At 72.4% G+C, this 17,847-nt stretch carries 16 protein-coding genes and 1 pseudogene; 9 read left to right on the plus strand and 8 right to left on the minus strand.

All coding sequences use genetic code 11. The features are described from left to right. Positions 1-287: pseudogene (locus FNX44_RS11560) on the minus strand (hypothetical protein); the annotation flags it as partial. 168 nt (positions 288-455) lie between these two features. On the opposite strand from FNX44_RS11560, the gene FNX44_RS11565 reads away from it, so the two are divergent. Continuing rightward, complete coding sequence (locus FNX44_RS11565) at positions 456-842, plus strand: PPOX class F420-dependent oxidoreductase (RefSeq protein WP_143647965.1); 387 nt, start codon at positions 456-458, stop codon at positions 840-842. Here the strand turns inward: FNX44_RS11565 and FNX44_RS11570 are convergent. The 7 genes from FNX44_RS11570 to FNX44_RS11600 form a co-directional block, all read right to left on the minus strand. Next, a complete protein-coding gene (locus tag FNX44_RS11570; RefSeq protein WP_143647966.1) occupies positions 839-2,302 on the minus strand; it encodes a DNA-3-methyladenine glycosylase 2 family protein in 1,464 nt (487 codons plus the stop codon). The two genes, FNX44_RS11565 and FNX44_RS11570, sit on opposite strands and share 4 nt — an antisense overlap. A 168-nt stretch (positions 2,303-2,470) precedes the next feature. Then, entirely contained in the window at positions 2,471-3,577 is a 1,107-nt protein-coding gene (rsgA, locus tag FNX44_RS11575; protein ID WP_143647967.1) for a ribosome small subunit-dependent GTPase A, read from the minus strand. Between the two features lie 35 nt (positions 3,578-3,612). Continuing rightward, positions 3,613-3,762, minus strand: a complete 150-nt coding sequence (locus FNX44_RS11580) for a hypothetical protein (protein WP_153507160.1) — start codon at positions 3,760-3,762, stop codon at positions 3,613-3,615. 171 nt (positions 3,763-3,933) lie between these two features. Further along, positions 3,934-4,884, minus strand: a complete 951-nt coding sequence (locus FNX44_RS11585; protein WP_143647968.1) for a metallophosphoesterase family protein — start codon at positions 4,882-4,884, stop codon at positions 3,934-3,936. Positions 4,885-4,949: 65 nt separating this feature from the next. Further along, the gene (locus FNX44_RS11590; RefSeq protein WP_143647969.1) at positions 4,950-7,025 is read right to left on the minus strand and encodes a SpoIIE family protein phosphatase; all 2,076 of its coding nucleotides are present in this window, start codon (positions 7,023-7,025) and stop codon (positions 4,950-4,952) included. 31 nt (positions 7,026-7,056) lie between these two features. Next, complete coding sequence (locus tag FNX44_RS11595; RefSeq protein WP_181354324.1) at positions 7,057-8,202, minus strand: YihY/virulence factor BrkB family protein; 1,146 nt, start codon at positions 8,200-8,202, stop codon at positions 7,057-7,059. Positions 8,203-8,286: 84 nt separating this feature from the next. Next, positions 8,287-9,474, minus strand: a complete 1,188-nt coding sequence (locus FNX44_RS11600) for a YihY/virulence factor BrkB family protein (RefSeq protein ID WP_407699133.1) — start codon at positions 9,472-9,474, stop codon at positions 8,287-8,289. A 76-nt stretch (positions 9,475-9,550) separates the two neighbouring features. On the opposite strand from FNX44_RS11600, the gene FNX44_RS11605 reads away from it, so the two are divergent. From FNX44_RS11605 to FNX44_RS11640, 8 genes are all read left to right on the plus strand, one after another. Beyond that, positions 9,551-11,230 carry an acyl-CoA dehydrogenase family protein gene (locus FNX44_RS11605; protein ID WP_143647970.1) on the plus strand — a complete coding sequence of 560 codons (1,680 nt, stop codon included), beginning with the start codon at positions 9,551-9,553 and terminating at the stop codon, positions 11,228-11,230. 88 nt (positions 11,231-11,318) lie between these two features. Continuing rightward, positions 11,319-11,927, plus strand: a complete 609-nt coding sequence (locus FNX44_RS11610) for a GNAT family N-acetyltransferase (protein WP_143647971.1) — start codon at positions 11,319-11,321, stop codon at positions 11,925-11,927. 343 nt (positions 11,928-12,270) lie between these two features. Beyond that, a complete protein-coding gene (locus tag FNX44_RS11615) occupies positions 12,271-13,968 on the plus strand; it encodes a nitrite/sulfite reductase (RefSeq protein WP_143647972.1) in 1,698 nt (565 codons plus the stop codon). Then, positions 13,965-14,147: a hypothetical protein gene (locus FNX44_RS11620; RefSeq protein WP_143647973.1), complete on the plus strand. Its 183-nt coding sequence runs from the start codon at positions 13,965-13,967 to the stop codon at positions 14,145-14,147. The genes FNX44_RS11615 and FNX44_RS11620 overlap by 4 nt, the downstream gene beginning before the upstream one ends. After that, entirely contained in the window at positions 14,144-14,839 is a 696-nt protein-coding gene (locus FNX44_RS11625) for a phosphoadenylyl-sulfate reductase (RefSeq protein WP_143647974.1), read from the plus strand. The genes FNX44_RS11620 and FNX44_RS11625 overlap by 4 nt, the downstream gene beginning before the upstream one ends. Next, entirely contained in the window at positions 14,839-15,417 is a 579-nt protein-coding gene (cysC, locus tag FNX44_RS11630; protein ID WP_173019158.1) for an adenylyl-sulfate kinase, read from the plus strand. Before FNX44_RS11625 ends, cysC begins: the two co-directional genes overlap by 1 nt. Next, a complete protein-coding gene (cysD, locus tag FNX44_RS11635) occupies positions 15,414-16,349 on the plus strand; it encodes a sulfate adenylyltransferase subunit CysD (protein ID WP_143647975.1) in 936 nt (311 codons plus the stop codon). The genes cysC and cysD overlap by 4 nt, the downstream gene beginning before the upstream one ends. Further along, positions 16,349-17,719 (plus strand): sulfate adenylyltransferase subunit 1, encoded by a 1,371-nt coding sequence (locus FNX44_RS11640; protein WP_143647976.1) that lies wholly within the window; start codon positions 16,349-16,351, stop codon positions 17,717-17,719. The genes cysD and FNX44_RS11640 overlap by 1 nt, the downstream gene beginning before the upstream one ends. Positions 17,720-17,847 lie beyond the last annotated feature (128 nt).

A 17,847-nucleotide genomic window follows, 5' to 3' on the forward strand; every position in this document is an offset into this window, starting at 1 on the left:
ACAGACCCGCTGGGGCTCGGTGGCGCGGTGGGTCCCTGGCCGCCGCCGTCGGCCGAGGAGTCGGCCTCCCGCTTTCTGACGGAGGACGGCCGACGGGTGCCCAGCGGGAGGGTCCGGTCCGCCTCGGTCCGGCTCGCCCCGCTCCGTTCGGTGGTCGCCCGACTGGCCGAGTCGAAGCGCTCGTCGACGGTGTCGCCGACCGGCGCATGGCCGACGTCGGTGTTCTCCTCGCCGTAGAGCCGGCTCCACCAGTCCGGCTCCGGCTGCCTCTCCCCCTGCCCATCCATCCGGCTATTGTCCCAGCCTGTACCGAATCGGCCAGCGATTCGACACAAAGCTTCACCCCGACCAGCCTCCTGACGCGGCGTCACCTTGACGGCACGGCAGTACTCCGCAGGTCCGCGGTGCCGCCCTCCCCCGTGCACATCCGGTGATCGTGTGTGAATCTTCGACCTATGACGGATACGAGCCGCAACAAGTCGTTCAGCCCCGCCGAGATCAACTACCTCCGCGGCCAGCGGCTCGGCCGGCTGGCGACCGTCGACCCCGACGGCCAGCCGCAGGCCAACCCGGTGGGCTTTTTCCCCCAGTCCGACGGCACGATCTGGGTCGGCGGGCAGGCCCTCTCCCGCACCAAGAAGTGGCGGAACCTGCGGTCCAACCCGAAGGTCGCCCTTGTCGTCGACGACCTGGTCAGCGTCTCCCCGTGGCACGTTCGTGGCGTCGAGGTGCGCGGTGAGGCACAACTCCTCACCGGACGCGACGATCTGGGCAGCCACTTCAGCAACGAGATCATCCGCATCCACCCCCGTTGGATCCACAGCTGGGGCCTGGAGGCCTAGCCCGTGCGACCGGCCGTGCGAGTGCCCGTGGCGGCCGCTCGCCACAGGTGGTGCAGTGCGTAGGACCGCCAGGGACGCCAGTCCCCGGCGTCCGCCGCCGTCGCGCCGAGGAGGGCCAGGCCCTGCCGGACGCCGACGTCACCGGGGAGGAACACGTCCGGATCGCCGAGCGCGCGCATCCGCACGTAGCCGGCCGTCCACGGCCCGATTCCGCGCAGGTTGATCAGCTCTCGTTCGACCTGCTCGCGATCCGCACCGGGATCGAGCACGACGGCGCCGTCCGCGAGGGCCGTTGTCAGCGTGCGCAGGCACTCCCGCCGGGCTGCCGGCATGCCCAGCTCCGCCAGGGGCGCCTCGGCCAGCGCCTCCGCCGCGGGGAACAGTCGGGTCAGGCCACCGGAGGCGTGCGGCAGGGGCTTGCCGTAGGCGGCGACCAGCCGCCCGGCCAGCGTACGCGCCGCCGCCACGGTGACCTGCTGTCCGAGCACGGCACGTACGGCCAGCTCCTGGCCGTCGACCGCGCCCGGCGAACGCAGGCCCTCGGCCTCCCGCACCAACGGGCCCAGGCGGGCGTCGGCCCCCAGCCGCTCGGTCACCGCGTAGGGGTCGGCGTCCAGGTCGAACAGGCGACGCAGCCGTTGGACGGCACAGCCAAGATCCCGCAGGTCGGACAGGACCAGTCGGCAGGGTAGCCAGCCCGGCCCGCCGTACTCGCCGACCTCGGCGACGGCGTGCCCGTAGGGGAGGGCGAGGGTACGGCGGTAGCAACGCGCTCCCGGCTCGCCCACGACCTCCTCGACACCCGCGATCGCCCGCCGCGCCAGGAAGTCGAAGACGGGCCCGGCGGCGTAAGGACCGCGATGGGCGAGGCGGAGGGAGACGCCCTCGGCGTCCGCCGGGGTCCCGCCGGAGGCCCCGCGCACCTCGGTGGGTGTGAGGTCGTAGACCTCCCGGATCGTCTCGTTGAACTGCCGCACGCTGGCGAAGCCGGCGGCGAACGCCACCTCGGTGATCGGCAGCCCGGTGGTCCGCAGCAGGATCCGCGCCGTCTGGGCGCGCCGGCACCTTGCCAACGCGACCGGCCCCGCTCCCAGCTCCGCGGTGAGCTGCCGCTGCACCTGGCGGGCGCTGTAGCCGAGCCGCCGGGCGAGCCCGCTCACGCCCTCCCGGTCCACCACGCCGTCGCCGATCAGCCGCATGGCCCGGCCTACGGCGTCCGCCCGCACGTCCCACTCGGCCGAGCCGGGGACGGTATCCGGACGGCAGCGGCGGCACGCCCGGTAGCCGGCCGCCTGCGCGGCGGCGGCCGAGCGGTAGAACCGCACGTTCTCCCTCTTCGGGGTGCGCGCCGGGCAGCTGGGGCGGCAGTAGATGCCGGTGGTGAGGACGGCGGTGAAGAACACGCCGTCGAACCGCTCGTCCCTGCTGTGAACCGCCTCGTACCTGCTGTCATCGTCCATCACCCTTCCAGTCTGCGCCCGCGCCCAGCCTGATCACTCGCGGAAATCGGACATCGCGGTGGTCCGTCACTCCATGTGTCCAGAGTCGCGGCAGCGCGGCAGTCGGGCATCGGCCATTGTGTTGATCCTGCTTCCCCCAGGCGGGGGAAGCAGGATCAACAGAGCGGGCTACCGGAGGCGTCCGCGCTTGCGCTCAAGGCCTGCGCGGGCCTCGGCGTCCCGGCGCTTCCACTCCTTGCGCTGCGCGGCGCGGATCCGGGCGTCGGTCCGGGCGGCCAGTCGCTCGTTCTCCCGGCGCAGCTTGAGGTAGCTCTCCCAACGGCGTGCCGGCAGGCCGCCGTCGGCGAGCGCGGCGAGCACCGCGCATCCGGGCTCGCTGCGGTGCCCGCAGTCGGGGAAGCGGCAGTCGGCGGTCAGTTCCTCGATCTCCGCGAACGCGCGGTCGATGCCGTCCCCGGCGTCCCACAGTCCGACGCCGCGCAGCCCCGGTGTGTCGATGAGGACGCCGCCGTCGGGCAGGAGGTGCAGTTCACGGGTCGTCGTGGTGTGTCGGCCCTTGTCGTCGCGGTCCCGGACGGTCTGCACGGTCATGGCGTGACGGCCGATCAGGGCGTTGGCGAGAGTGGACTTGCCCGCTCCCGACTGGCCGAGCAGCACGCTCGTGCCGTGGCTCAGCCGGGCGCGCAGCTCCGCGATGCCGGTCCCCGTGGAGGCGCTGACCGGGACCACGTCCACGCCCGGCGCCACGGACCTGACGTCCGCGGTCAGATGGGCGTGGTCGGGCGCCACGTCCAGCTTGGTGAGGACGACCACGGGCACGCTTCCGCTGGCCCAGGCGAGGGAGACGAAGCGTTCGATCCTGGCCAGGTCGGGGTCGGAGGAAAGGGAGACGCAGACCACGCTGTGGTCGACGTTGACCGCGAGCACCTGCGCCTCGGAGCGCTTGGAGGAGGTCGATCGGGCGAACGACGTGCGTCGGGGCAGAACCGCTCGCACGTACGGGCCGCCCGGCGAGGTCGTGTCGAGGGCGACCCAGTCGCCGGTGCAGGGCACCCGCATGGGGTCGCTGGTGGCCACAGGGGCGGTGTCGGCGAGCACGGTGGTCACGCCGTCGCCGTCGGCGACCACCGCGTCGAGGCGGCCCCGGTCGACGCGGACGACCCGGCCGGGCAGCAGGCCGCGAGAGGCGTGGTGATGGAAGTCGGCCGCGTACCCGTCGTCCCAGCCGTAGTCGCTGAGCGGGTGCGCGGAGGTGTGGTGAAGCTGGTGAGGCAAGGGGAGCCCTTCGGAGGGGCGGCCCCGACGAGACGTCAGCCGGCGGCCGCCTGGAGGTGGTCGAGATGTCCGATGGCGCTGTACGCGCTGGTGTGGAAGACGGTCATCGTCCGCACCTCCCGCCTCTGTCCGCTGCGCGCCGCGGCGCGCCGGTGCCCGGGCCTCTCCCGTGCCACCGCGGACACTAACCCCTTCTCACCGTCGACGGCGAAGTGTTTTCCGACCTGCCCGACGGCCACCCGACGACCACCGGGCGGTCACCGGACGGCCAAGCGACGACCAACTGACGGCCAACCGACACCCGACGACCAACCGGCCGCCCGACGACCGGTCGGAGACCGGCCGCCCGGCCCGGCTCACGCCGCCGGCGGCCGCGGGACCGGGAGGATCTGCACGGGTCGGCCGGGCACCGCGTGCGGGCGCCCGCGCCACTCGCGCGGGTAGCCCAGGGAGACCTCCTGGTGGGGCACCCCGTCGTGCCACAGCAGCCGCGGAATGTGCAGATGGCCGTAGACGACGCAGGCGGCCCGGTACCTGCGCGGCCAGTCGGCGGTCGCCTCGGTGCCGCACCAGAGCGCGAACTCCGGGTAGCGCAGCACCTCGGTGGGGCGGCGGACCAGCGGGTGGTGGTTGACCAGGACGGTGGGCAGGTCGGGCGGCAGGGCGTCCAGGCGCCGCTCGGTGTAGCGCAGTCGTTCCCGGCACCAGTCCTCGCGGCCGGGGTGGGGGTCGGGGTGCAGCATGAACTCGTCCGTGCACACGACTCCGGCCTGTTCGGCGCGGGCGAGCGCTTCGGCCGTGGTGTGCGTGCCCGCGGGCCGGAACGTGTAGTCGTACAGCGTGAAGAGCGGGGCGACGACCACGGGTCCGCCCACGCCTTCGAAGACGGGGTAGTCGTCTTCGGGTGTGACGACGCCCAACTCGCGGCAGATCTCCACCAGATGGCGGTAGCGCTCCTCGCCGCGCAGCTGTACCGGGTCGTCGTTGACGGTCCACAGTTCGTGGTTGCCGGGCACCCAGACGACCTTGGCGAAGCGTTCGGCGAGGGTGCCCAGCGCCCACTCGATGTCCCCGACCCGCTCGGCGACGTCACCGGCGACGAGCAGCCAGTCGTCGGCGTCCGCCGGGCGCAGCGCATCGGTGATCTTGCGGTTCTCCGGGTAGCGGATATGCAGGTCGCTGACGGCCACGAGCCGCCCGCGACGCGTGCTCCCGGCCGCCGGCGCGGGGACGTCGCCCCTCAGTTCGTAGCCGGTGGCGCCCGGTGTGGCGGCGCGGCCCGTGGTGGTGCCCTCGTCTGCCCGCATACGGCGAGCCTACCGGTGGTGATCGCCCGGACGGGTGGCTTCCGGGGAGTCGACGTGCGGCCTGTTCAGCTCGCGTGGGCGCCGGGGCTGAGGAACTCGCACCACACGCACTTGCCAGCGCCGCGCGACTCCACGCCCCACAGGTCGGCGAGCCGGTCCACCAGCATCAGCCCCCGCCCGGTGCGGTGCCAGTCGTCGGCGTCGCGCATCTCGGGGTGGTCGGTGGAGCGGTCGGTGACCTCGATGCGCAGGCGGCGTTCGGGGCCGCCGAGCAGTCGAACGGTGACGGTGACGCCGCCGTCGGTGTGGACGAGGGCGTTGGCGGCCAGTTCATGGGCGGCCAGCGCGATGTCGTCGATGTGCCGGTCGGCGCGCCAGGCGCGGGTGGCGGCGCGGACCATCTGGCGGACGCCGCCGAGCGCGCGCAGGTCGCCGGGGGCGATGTACTGGTGGAGCCGCCGGCCCAGTTGGGGGGCGGCGGTCTGGTCGCGGCGGACGAGCAGCAGGGCGATGTCGTCGGCGCCGGACGCCTCGGCGGGTGCCTCGGTCAGCCAGTCGGCGAGCCGGTCCAGGTCGTGGAGCGGGCCCTGCGTTACCGCTCGCGCCAACTCCTCGACGGACTCCTCCAGATCGCTGCCGGGCCGTTCGACGAGCCCGTCGGTGAACATCAGCAGCGTTTCGCCGATCTCCAGTTCCAGCGCGGTCTCGCGGTAGTCGAGCGGGCCCAGGTGGAGCAGGCCGAGCGGGAGGGAGCCCATCACCGGCAGGACCCGGCAGCTGCCGTCGGCGCGGATCAGCAACGGGTCGAGGTGGCCGGCGCGGACCATGCGCAGCCAGCCGGTGGAGGGGTCCATCTCGGCGTAGAGGCAGGTCGCGAACCGGTCGGTGTCCAGGTCGGCGAGGAAGGTGGAGGCACGGGCCATCACGGTGGAGGCGGTGTGGCCCTCGGTGGCGTAGGCGCGCAGGACGATGCGCAACTGGCCCATGACGGCGGCGGCGTGGGTGTCGTGTCCCTGGACGTCGCCGATGACGCAGGCGACCCGGCCGCCGGGCAGGGGGATGACGTCGTACCAGTCGCCACCGATGTCCCGCACCTCGCGGGCCGGCCGGTAGCTGACGGCGGTGCGCACGCCCTGGAGGTGCGGGATGGTGTGCGGCAGCATGAACCGCTGGAGGTTCTCGGCCAGCTCCAGACCCTGGTCGAAGAGCTGGGCGCGCTGCAGGCCCTGCGCGATGCTGCTGGTCATCGCGGTGAGCAGGGTGCGTTCCTGGTGGGTGAAGTGGTGCTTGTCGCGGTAGAGCAGGCCCATCGCGCCGATGACCTTGCCCTGGGCGACCAGCGGCAGGTAGGCGGCGGCGCTGGCCTCCAGCGGCTCGATGTAGGGCCACAGCCTCGGGTAGCGGCGGGCGAAGTCCTGCCGGGAGAGGATGAACAGCGGCTTCATCGTGCGGACGACCTCGCTCATCGGGAAGTCCGCCTCGACCCTGGTGTACTCCAGTTCGGGGACGTAGGCGCTGGTGCGGCCCTCGGCGAGGAGCTGGACGTGGCCCGCCTCGACGAGTCCGAGCATGATGCTCACGGCGCCGAGCCGGCCGAGTCCCAGCGGGCTCTCCAGCACGTCCAGGACGTCCCGGACGCTGCGGGCGTGGGCGAGGGCTGCGGTGGTCTCCTCCACGACCGAGCTCTCGCGCTGCTCCGCGTCCAGGGTGAGCCGGTCGAGCGGCAGCTCGCTCTCGTCGGTGACGTCCCGCAGGACGCCGATGATCCGGTGCGGTCGGCCCTGGGGGGTGCGCAGGATGCGGGCCTGGGTGTGCACGATCCTCTCCCCTCCGTCCCGGTGGCGGACCCGGAAGCGGGTGGCGTAGCCCTCGCGGCCGTCCTTGAGCGCCTGGGAGACCACCAGGTCCAGGCGCGCGGCCTCGGCGCGGGGGACGCTGGCGGTGAGCGAGGCCGGGCGGAGGTCGTACTCGTCCGGGCGGGTGCCCATCAGCGCCAGGGCGGTGGCGTCCATGTACATCAGCGCCTGGTCGAGGTCCCAGTCGAAGGTGCCCAGGCGGTTCAGGGCGAGCGTGCTCTCGGGGCTGGCGGGCCAGCCGGCCGGTGGTGTCACCGTGGTGGAGACCACTCCCTGTGCGTCCATCGGGAACCCCCGCAGTGGCAGGCGATCACACCTACTCTGTCATCCTTCGTCCGATTCTTCGAGTGGTGTCCCGCAACCGGTCGAGCTGGTCGCGGACCTCCGGGGTGTCCATCAGGTGCCTGAGTCGGCGGGTGAGCTCGAAGTCCCGGGCGTCCTGCTCGGCGTCGAGACCGGCCGTCTCGGCGCGGGAGCGGCGCTCGACGACAGCGGCCACCATGGCCCGTGCCGCGTCCTCCCTGGCCCGTTCGTTCCTGGCCCGGGCGGCGGCGGTGGTGGCGGCCGGCCAGACCCGGTCGACGGCCGCGTTGACGGCCGCGCCGACGAGTACGGCGAAGGCCGACATGCCCAGCCACAGCAGGACGGCGACCGGGGCGGCGAGCGAGCCGTAGATGCTCTGGCCCTCCACGGCGCCGCGCAGGTACGCCTTGAGCGCGACGGCGCACAGCGTCCACAGCAGCAGGCACACCAGCGCACCGGGCACGTCCTCCCGCCACGGCGAGCGCACCGGCACCGACACGTGGTAGAGCGTGGCCAGGAAGGAGACCGCGAGCAGCAGGACCAGGGGCCAGTAGACGACCGCGATCAGTCCGGACAGCTCGGGCCAGCGGGCGACCGCCAGCCGGGGTCCGATCAGGGTCATCGGCACCACCAGCGCGCCGACGACCAGCCCGGCCGCGCAGAGCCCGAAGGCCAGCAGCCGGGTGGCGACCGGGTTGCGGTAGCCGTCCAGGCCGTACATGACGGTGATCGTGCCGATGAAGACGTTCATGGCGCGCGATCCGGACCAGAGCGCGAAGACGAAGCCGAAGGAGAGCACCGCCGGCCTGGCGCCGGAGACGAGGTCGTCGACGAGCGGGGTGACCAGTTCGTCGACGCCGCGTTCGGACAGCAGCAGGGCGGACGCGTCCAGGATGCGGCGGCGCACGGTGTGCAGCACGGTGGTGCCGGCCACGGAGTCGACCGCGCCGACCAGCCCGACCAGGCCGAGCAGCAGCGCCGGCAGGGAGAGCATGGTGAAGAAGGCGGCCTCGGCGGACATGCCGACGACCCGGTACTCCACACAGGACCGGTAGGTGTCCTTCAACAGCAGATAGGTCAGCTTCCGCTTGGGTACGTCCCGGTACGCCGCTCGCCTGCTCGCCGGCTGTTCCGCCGGCGTCCCCGTTGCTGACTCCACCCGGCCAACCTAACGGGCCGGGATAACGGCCCGGCATCAGCGCGTGCCCGGGCAGGCCGCCGGGTCAGCCCCGGTACGGGCCGGTCAGTCCTTGTGCGGGCCCTTGAAGCGGCCGCGAACGTCGTCCGGCGGCAGGAAGCGGGCCCAGCGCTCGGGGAACTCGGGCGGCTCCTCGCCCTGCCAGCGGGTGCTCCCCCAGTCGTCGTCCTCGCCGTCGTCCTCGCCGTCCTCGGCGTCCTCGGCGGCGGCCTCCCGCCGGTCGCGTTCCTCCTGCTCACGGCGGGCCTTGGCGGCGGCGACCATCTCGGCCGCCTCGGCCTCCTTCTGCCGTTCGGTGGCGCGCCGGGCGGCGGCGGTGGCGACGGACGGCCAGACCCGGTCGATGGCCGCGTTCACGGCCGCGCCGACGAGCACGGCGAACGCCGAGATGAAGATCCACAGCAGGATCGCCACGGGCGCCGCGAGCGAGCCGTAGATGGTGGGGCCCTCGACCGTGTTGGTGAGGTAGAGCCGCAGCAGGAAGCTGCCACCGACCCACATCAGCAGTGCTACCAGCGCGCCGGGCACGTCCTCCCGCCACGGCGAGCGCACCGGCACCGACACGTGGAACAGGGTGGTCAGAAAGACGATCGACAGCAGCAGCACGACGGGCCAGTAGAAGACCGAGACGACCCACTCCAGTTGCGGCACCCAGCTGATCACCACGTCCGGACCGATCACCATCAGCGGCAGCGCCACGGCGCCCATCAGCAGCGCGATGACGTACAGCAGGAAGGCCAGCAGCCGGGTCTTGACGATGCCGCGGTGCCCGTCCAGCCCGTACATCACGGTGATGGTGTCGATGAAGACGTTGACGGCGCGGGAGCCGGACCACAGGGCGAGGACAAAACCGAAGGAGATGAGGTCCGGTCGGCCGCCCCGGATGACGTCGTCGATCAGCGGTTCCGCGATCTCGTTGACGCTGCGTTCCGAAAGGACAGTGGCCGAGGCCTCGAGGATGTTCTCCCGGACGCTGGCGATGGTGTCGGTGCCGATCCACACGTCCAGGTAGCCCAGCAGGCCGATCAGGCCGAGCAGCAGCGGCGGGAGGGACAGCAGGGTGAAGAACGCGGCCTCCGCCGCGAGTCCGAGGATGCGGTACTCGATGCAGGAGTTGACGGTGTCCTTCAGCAGGAGCCACACCAGCCGCCGTTTGGGGATGTCCCGATAGCGCGGACTCGTCCTCGGCTGCTGCTCGGACGGTTCGTCGGGAGGTGTGGTCGCTGCGTGCACACCCTTTAACGTATCCGGCGGACGGGACTGTCCGTGCACGGGTGACGCACGGGCGGGCGCGCCCTACCGTGTGCCCATGCCATCGTCGACGCACACCGTGACCAATCAGCCCCCGCCGCTCGCCGACTACGACGTCTACGCCACGGACGCCGCTCTCACCGAGGCCGTCGCGGCCTTCGGGGCACGGCGGGGTGACACGTCGCCGGCCGATCCCGAGCCGGCCGCGGCGCTCTCCGCGCTGGGCCGCGACGCCGGCTCCGCCGAGGTGCGGGAGTGGGGCGTGCGGGCCAACGAGTACCCGCCGGTGCTGCGCACCCACGACCGCTACGGCAACCGGATCGACGAGGTCGACTTCCACCCGGACTGGCACCGACTGCTGGACCGTGCGGTCGCCGGCGGGCTGACCGACGCCTGGTCCAGGCCGGACGGCCAGTTCCGCCGCACGGCGGGGTTCTACGTGTGGACGCAGGCCGAGGCCGGCCACGGCTGCCCGCTGTCGATGACGCACGCCGCGGTGCCGGCGCTGCGCGCGGAACCCGAACTGGCGGCGACATGGGTGCCCCGACTGACGTCCCGGGTCTACGAGCCGGGGCTGCGCGAGGCGGGCACGAAGGCCGGCGCGCTGGCGGGTATGGGCATGACCGAGAAGCAGGGCGGCTCCGACGTAAGGGCCAACACCACACGCGCGGTCGCCACCGCCGAGCCCGGCGTGTACGCGCTCACCGGCCACAAGTGGTTCTGCTCGGCGCCGATGTCGGACGTCTTCCTGGTGCTGGCGCAGGCCGAGGGCGGTGACGGGCCCGGCGGGCTGACCTGCTTCCTGCTGCCCAGGGTGCTGCCGGACGGCGGCCGCAACACCTTCCGCGTCCAGCGGCTGAAGGAGAAGCTGGGCAACCGTTCCAACGCCTCGAGCGAGGTCGAGTTCGACGGTACGACGCTGGCCTGGCGGGTCGGCGAGGAGGGCCGGGGGGTGCGGACCATCATCGAGATGGTGGCCGCGACCCGGCTGGACTGCGTGACCGGCTCGGCGGCGCTCATGCGGCAGGCCGTCGCCCAGGCCACGCACCACGCGGCGTACCGGAGCGCGTTCGGCGGTCCGCTGCTCGACAAGCCGCTGATGCGGAACGTGCTCGCCGACCTGGCGCTGGAGTCGGAGGCCGCGATGTGGCTGGCGCTGCGGCTGGCGTCGGCGGCGGACGCGGCGGAGAGCGGCGACGAGGGCGCTGCCCAACTGCTGCGGCTGGCGGTACCGGCCGCCAAGTACTGGGTGACCAAGCGCTGCACCCCGGTGACCGCGGAGGCGCTGGAGTGCCTGGGCGGCAACGGCTACGTCGAGGAGTCCGGCATGCCCCGGCTGCTGCGGGAGTCGCCGCTGAACTCGATCTGGGAGGGCTCGGGCAATGTGCAGGCGCTCGACGTGCTGCGCGCGCTCGGCCGCTCGCCGCAGGTGCTCGACGCCTTCCTCACGGAGGTGGGCTCGGCGCGCGGCGCCGACCACCGGTTGGACGCGGCGCTCAAGGAGCTGCTGACGGAGCTGGCCGACCTGGCCGGCGCCGAGGCGGGCGCGCGGCGGCTGGTGGAGCGCATGGCGCTGCTGCTCCAGGGATCGCTGCTGGTGCGGTACGCGCCGCCGGAGGTGGCGGACGCGTTCTGCGCCTCCCGGCTGGGCGGCGAACGGGGTCACGCCTTCGGCACGCTGCCGACGGGGCTCGACCTGGCCGCCGTCGCCGAGCGGGCCCGGCCCGTCGCCCGCTGAGCCGACCGGCCGCTGACGCCGACCGCCGCACCCCGAGGCCGTCGACCTCGCAGACCCGCCGGCCGGCGGGTCTGCGAGGATCTGCCGTATGAGCACGATCGACGTCACCACCTGGTCGCTTGAGCAGACCTCGCCCGACCAGCTGATTCCGTCCGCGCCTCGGACCGGTGTCCACGACTCGGACAGCGGCCCCGAGGGCACACAGGTGCGGATCGCCCGGGCGGCGGTGCCGTCTCCGGAGTTCAGCAGGTTCCTCTACACGGCGGTCGGCGGTGACCTCACCTGGACCGACCGGCTGGGCTGGAGCCACGCCCGGTGGCGGGAGTTCCTGGAGCGCCCGGGCACCGAGACCTGGGTGACGTACGCTGCGGACACCCCGGCCGGCTACATCGAGCTGGACGCCCAGCCGGACGGCGTGGTGGAGATCAGCTACTTCGGCCTGCTGCCCGCGTTCCGCGGCCGGGGTCTGGGCGGCGCGCTGCTGAGCCACGGCGCGGCCCGCGCCTGGGACCTCGCCGACCGGTGGCCCGAGCGCCCGGCGACACGCCGGGTGTGGCTGCACACGTGCAGCAAGGACGGGCCGCACGCGCTCGCCAACTACGAGCGGCGGGGCTTCCGGGTGTTCGAGACACGGACCGAACCGGAGCCCGATGTTCCGACGCCCGGCCCCTGGCCCGGAGCGTTCCCCCAGGCGTGACCCGCAGCACGACCCGCGGTGTGACCCACCACACAGCATCTCGCACAACAAGACGCACGTGTCCACATCCTGGATAAAGCTGGACTGAATCCAAATCGCCGTGCGAGTCTTCCGTCATGTCTCGAGCTGGAATTGCCTTGGTCTGTCGGCGGCACGTCGACCTCGGCCGCATGTCCAGCGCCATGTGTTGAGCGGGCTGACAGTCTCAGCGCCGCACCTCCCGAACCGCCCCCACCGCCGCGGGCGCTTCACTCCCTGACTCCACCCCACCTCTGCCGTGGGCACCCCTGTGCCCGAACCGGCAGGTCAGAGCCGCTCTCGTCAGTCCGAAGGACATATCGCAATGGCCGACAACGCCAAGCCGACCGCTGCAACCCCAGCCCGCCGCAAGGCGAGCCGCCACCGGGGCGAGGGGCAGTGGGCCAAGGGGCACCTGACACCGCTCAACGCGAACGAGCAGACCAAGAAGGACGACGATGGTCTCAACGTGCGGACACGCATTGAGACGATCTACGCCCACCGCGGCTTCGACTCCATCGACGGCGCCGACCTGCGCGGACGCATGCGCTGGTGGGGCCTCTACACCCAGCGCAAGCCCGGCATCGACGGCGGCAAGACGGCCGTGCTGGAGCCGGAGGAGCTGGACGACAAGTACTTCATGCTGCGCGTGCGCATCGACGGCGGCCGGCTGAGCACCGAGCAGCTGCGCGTCGTCGGCGAGATCTCCGAGGAGTTCGCGCGCGGCACCGCCGACATCACCGATCGGCAGAACGTCCAGTACCACTGGATCCGCATCGAGGACATGCCGGAGATCTGGCGCCGGCTCGAGGGCGTCGGCCTGTCGACGACCGAGGCCTGCGGCGACACCCCGCGGGTCATCCTCGGCTCCCCGGTCGCGGGCATCGCCGAGGACGAGATCATCGACGGCACCTGGGCGATCGACGAGATCCACCGCCGGGTGGTCGGCAACCCGGCCTTCTCCAACCTGCCGCGCAAGTTCAAGTCCGCGATCTCCGGTTCCCCGCTGCTGGACGTCGCCCACGAGATCAACGACGTGGCGTTTGTCGGCGTCGAGCACCCCGAGCACGGTCCTGGCTTCGACGTGTGGGTGGGCGGCGGCCTGTCCACCAACCCGAAGATCGGTGTGCGGCTGGGCACCTGGGTTCCGCTGGAGGAGGTCCCGGACGTCTACGAGGGGATCATCTCGATCTTCCGCGACTACGGCTACCGCCGGCTGCGGACCCGCGCCCGGATCAAGTTCCTCGTCGCCGACTGGGGCGCCGCGGAGTTCCGCCGGGTGCTCGAGGAGGAGTACCTGAAGCGCCCGCTGCTGGACGGCCCGGCGCCGAAGGACCCCCTGGAGCGCTGGCGGGACCACGTCGGCGTGCACCGGCAGAAGGACGGCCGCTTCTACGTCGGCTTCGCCCCGCGCGTCGGCCGGGTGGACGGCGCCACGCTCACCAAGATCGCCGACCTCGCGGAGGCGCACGGCTCCGGCCGGGTGCGCACCACCGCCGAGCAGAAGATGATCGTGCTGGACGTGCCCGAGGAGCAGGTCGACTCGCTGCGCGAGGGTCTGGCCGCGCTCGGCCTGACCACCACCCCTTCCCCGTTCCGGCGCGGCACCATGGCCTGCACCGGCATCGAGTTCTGCAAGCTGGCGATCGTCGAGACCAAGGGCCGCGGCCAGTCCCTCATCGAGGAACTGGAGCGCCGCCTGCCGGAGTTCGACGAACCGCTGACGATCAACATCAACGGCTGCCCCAACTCCTGCGCGCGCATCCAGGTCGCCGACATCGGCCTCAAGGGCCAGCTCGTCGTCGACGAGAACGGTGAGCAGGTCGAGGGCTTCCAGGTGCACCTCGGCGGCTCGCTGGGCCTCCAGGCCGGCTTCGGCCGCAAGGTCCGAGGCCTGAAGGTCACCTCTGCCGGACTGCCCGACTACGTCGAGCGGGTGCTGCGCAACTTCCTGGACCAGCGCGAGGACGGCGAGCGGTTCGCGCAGTGGGTGGCCCGGGCCGACGAGGGGGCGCTGAAGTGAGCGAGCGAGCCGCGCCCTACTACTGCCCGTACTGCGGCGAGGAGGACCTGCGCCCCTCCGAGCAGGGGCACGGTGCCTGGGAGTGCGCCGACTGCAACCGCGCCTTCCAGCTGAAGTTCCTCGGCCTGCTCGCGGCGGGCTTCGAGAACACCGGCCGGCACAGGGGGGACAACCGATGAGCACCGACGGCACGGATCTGCGGGCGCTCGCCGAGCGGGCGGGCCGCGAGCTGGAGGAGGCCCCCGCGCTGGAGATCCTGCGCTGGGCGGCCGAGACCTTCGGCAGGGAGTTCTGCGTGACCTCCTCGATGGAGGACGCCGTGGTGGCCCATCTGGCCTCCCGCGCGTTCCCCGGCGTGGACGTCGTCTTCCTGGACACCGGCTACCACTTCCCGGAGACCATCGGCACCCGGGACGCGGTCGCCGCCGTGATGGACGTCAACGTCATCACGCTGACCCCGCGTCAGACGGTCGCGGAGCAGGACGCCGAGTACGGCCCGAAGCTGCACGACCGCGACCCGGACCTGTGCTGCGCGCTGCGCAAGGTCGCCCCGCTGCGGGACGGCCTGGCCGGCTACACGGCGTGGGCGACGGGCCTGCGCCGCGACGAGTCCCCCACCCGGGCGAACACCCCGGTCGTCGGCTGGGACGAGGGGCGCGGCAAGGTCAAGGTCTCCCCCATCGCCCGCTGGACCCAGCAGGACGTGGACGCCTACGTGGACGAGCACGGCGTGCTGACGAACCCGCTGCTGATGGACGGCTACGCCTCCGTCGGCTGCGCGCCCTGCACCCGCCGGGTGCGTCCGGGCGAGGACGCCAGGGCCGGCCGCTGGGCCGGCCGCGGCAAGACCGAGTGCGGACTGCACGGCTGATGACCGACACGACATCCGGCAGGGAGCGGGAGATGACAGCGGTGACCAGCGGCGCGACGGTATGGCTGACCGGCCTGCCCAGCGCCGGCAAGACGACGATCGCGCGGGCGCTCGCCGAGCGGCTGCGCGCCGAGGGCCACCGGGTGGAGGTCCTGGACGGCGACGAGATCCGGGAGTTCCTCTCCGCGGGCCTCGGCTTCTCGCGTGAGGACCGGCACCAGAACGTGCAGCGGATCGGCTTTGTCGCCGAACTGCTCGCCTCCAACGGCGTCAAGGCCCTCGTTCCGGTGATCGCACCGTACGCGGACTCCCGGGAAGCCGTCCGCAAGCGGCACCAGCACGAGGGCACCGGCTATCTCGAGGTGCACGTCGCGACACCGGTGGAGGTCTGCTCCGAGCGCGACGTCAAGGGGCTGTACGCCCGTCAGGCGGCCGGCGAGCTGACCGGCCTCACCGGCGTCGACGACCCCTACGAGGCGCCGACCGACCCGGACCTGCGCATCCACGCCCACGAGCAGGGCGTCGAGGAGTCCGCCGCCGCCCTGCACACCCTGCTGATCGAGAGGGGACTCGCGTGAGCACCGTCACCGCCGTCACCGAGGAGACGGACAACCCGTACGCCCTGAGCCACCTGGACGCGCTGGAGTCCGAGGCGGTGCACGTCTTCCGTGAGGTCGCGGGCGAGTTCGAGCGGCCGGTGATCCTCTTCTCCGGCGGCAAGGACTCCATCGTGATGCTGCACCTGGCGCTGAAGGCGTTCACGCCGGCGCCGGTGCCGTTCGCGCTGCTGCACGTGGACACCGGGCACAACTTCCCCGAGGTCATCGACTACCGCGACCGCACGGTCGCCCGGCACGGGCTGCGCCTGCACGTCGCCTCCGTGCAGGAGTTCATCGACCGCGGCGAGCTGCGCGAGCGCCCCGACGGCACCCGCAACCCGCTCCAGACGGTGCCGCTGCTGCGGGCGATCACCGACAACCGCTTCGACGCCGTCTTCGGCGGCGGCCGCCGCGACGAGGAGAAGGCCCGCGCCAAGGAGCGCGTGTTCTCCCTGCGCGACGAGTTCGGCGCCTGGAACCCGCGCCGCCAGCGCCCCGAGCTGTGGCAGCTCTACAACGGCCGCCACGCGCCCGGCGAGCACGTCCGCGTCTTCCCGCTGTCCAACTGGACCGAACTGGACGTGTGGCAGTACATCGCGCGTGAGGGCATCGAGCTGCCGGAGATCTACTACGCGCACAAGCGAGAGGTCTTCCAGCGCTCCGGCATGTGGCTGGCGCCCGGCGAGTGGGGCGGCCCGAAGGACGGCGAGAGCCTGGAACGCCGCCTGGTCCGCTACCGCACGGTCGGCGACATGTCCTGCACCGGCGCGGTCGACTCCGACGCCGACACGATCGAGAAGGTCATCAACGAGATCGCCGCCTCCCGGCTCACCGAGCGCGGCGCCACCCGCGCCGACGACAAGCTCTCCGAGGCCGCGATGGAAGACCGCAAGCGCGAGGGGTACTTCTGATGTCCACCACGACCGGCCACACCGATCTCACCGATCTCACCGAGGCGACGTCCGCCACCTCGCTGCTGCGCTTCGCCACCGCCGGGTCCGTCGACGACGGCAAGTCCACCCTCGTCGGGCGGCTGCTGCACGACTCCAAGTCGGTACTCGCCGACCAGCTGGAGGCCGTCGAGCACGCCTCCCGCAACCGCGGCCAGGACGCCCCCGACCTGGCGCTGCTCACCGACGGGCTGCGCGCCGAGCGGGAGCAGGGCATCACCATCGACGTGGCCTACCGCTACTTCGCCACGCCCCGGCGGCGGTTCATCCTCGCCGACACTCCCGGCCACGTGCAGTACACCCGCAACATGGTCACCGGCGCCTCCACCGCCGAGCTGGCGATCATCCTCGTCGACGCCCGCAACGGCGTCGTCGAGCAGACCCGCCGGCACGCGGCCGTCGCCGCCCTGCTGCGCGTCCCGCACGTGGTGCTCGCGGTCAACAAGATGGACCTCGTCGACTACGCCGAGCCCGTCTTCGCGGCCATCGCGAAGGAGTTCACCGCCTACGCCGCCTCCCTCGGCGTGCCGGAGATCACCGCCATCCCGATCTCCGCGCTGGCCGGCGACAACGTCGTCACCCCCTCCGCCACCATGGACTGGTACGCGGGCCCGACCGTGCTGGAGCACCTGGAGACCGTCCCGGTCACCCACGACCCGTCGGTGGAGGCCGCCCGCTTCCCCGTCCAGTACGTCATCCGCCCGCAGTCGGCCGAACACCCCGACTACCGGGGCTACGCAGGCCAGTTGAACGCCGGTGTGCTGCGGGTCGGGCAGCAGGTGACCGTGCTGCCGTCGGGCCGGACCAGCACCATCGAGGGCATCGACAACCTCGGCCGTCCCGTCGACGTCGCCTGGGCCCCGCAGTCGGTCACCGTCCGGCTCGCCGACGACCTCGACATCTCCCGAGGCGACCTCCTCGTCCCCGCCGACGAGCGGCCCGCCCCCAGCCAGGACCTGACCGCCACCGTCTGCCACCTGCACGACAGCCCGCTGCGGCCCGGGGCCCGGGTGCTGCTCAAGCACACCACCCGCACGGTCAAGGCGATCGTCAAGCAGATCCCCTCCCGGCTCACCCTCGACGACCTCTCACAGCAGAGCGAGCCGGGCGAGCTGCTTCCCAACGACATCGGCCGGGTCGTGCTGCGCACCGCCGAGCCGCTCGCCGTGGACGACTACAGCACCTCCCGGCGCACCGGTTCCTTCCTGCTCATCGACCCCGCCGACGGCACCACGCTCACCGCCGGCATGGCCGGCGACGCCTTCACCGAGGCGGCGGACCAGACCCGGCAGGAGCGCCCGACCGCCGACGAGGACGGCTGGGACTTCTGACATGACGGGTGAGGTGTTCTCCTCCTTCGATCTGCGCGGCGGCCGGGTAGGCGGCGTCAGCGGCGGCGGGCACGGCGGCATGGACCGATGTCCACGCTGAGGCGTGCCCTCCCGACGCACGCCCCCAC

It is taken from the genome of Streptomyces alkaliterrae (assembly GCF_007097205.2).
GTDB lineage: Bacteria > Actinomycetota > Actinomycetes > Streptomycetales > Streptomycetaceae > Streptomyces > Streptomyces alkaliterrae.

What these genes read in the sequence shown, in the direction of transcription:
- FNX44_RS11625 (WP_143647974.1), top strand. Translation starts at nt 14,144, where the DNA reads ATGAGCACCGACGGCACGGATCTGCGGGCGCTCGCCGAGCGGGCGGGC.
- FNX44_RS11605 (WP_143647970.1), top strand. Translation starts at nt 9,551, where the DNA reads ATGCCATCGTCGACGCACACCGTGACCAATCAGCCCCCGCCGCTCGCC.
- FNX44_RS11585 (WP_143647968.1), bottom strand. Translation starts at nt 4,884, where the DNA reads ATGCGGGCAGACGAGGGCACCACCACGGGCCGCGCCGCCACACCGGGC.
- FNX44_RS11640 (WP_143647976.1), top strand. Translation starts at nt 16,349, where the DNA reads ATGTCCACCACGACCGGCCACACCGATCTCACCGATCTCACCGAGGCG.
- FNX44_RS11590 (WP_143647969.1), bottom strand. Translation starts at nt 7,025, where the DNA reads ATGGACGCACAGGGAGTGGTCTCCACCACGGTGACACCACCGGCCGGC.
- FNX44_RS11570 (WP_143647966.1), bottom strand. Translation starts at nt 2,302, where the DNA reads ATGGACGATGACAGCAGGTACGAGGCGGTTCACAGCAGGGACGAGCGG.
- cysC (WP_173019158.1), top strand. Translation starts at nt 14,839, where the DNA reads ATGACCGACACGACATCCGGCAGGGAGCGGGAGATGACAGCGGTGACC.
- FNX44_RS11615 (WP_143647972.1), top strand. Translation starts at nt 12,271, where the DNA reads ATGGCCGACAACGCCAAGCCGACCGCTGCAACCCCAGCCCGCCGCAAG.
- FNX44_RS11610 (WP_143647971.1), top strand. Translation starts at nt 11,319, where the DNA reads ATGAGCACGATCGACGTCACCACCTGGTCGCTTGAGCAGACCTCGCCC.
- FNX44_RS11565 (WP_143647965.1), top strand. Translation starts at nt 456, where the DNA reads ATGACGGATACGAGCCGCAACAAGTCGTTCAGCCCCGCCGAGATCAAC.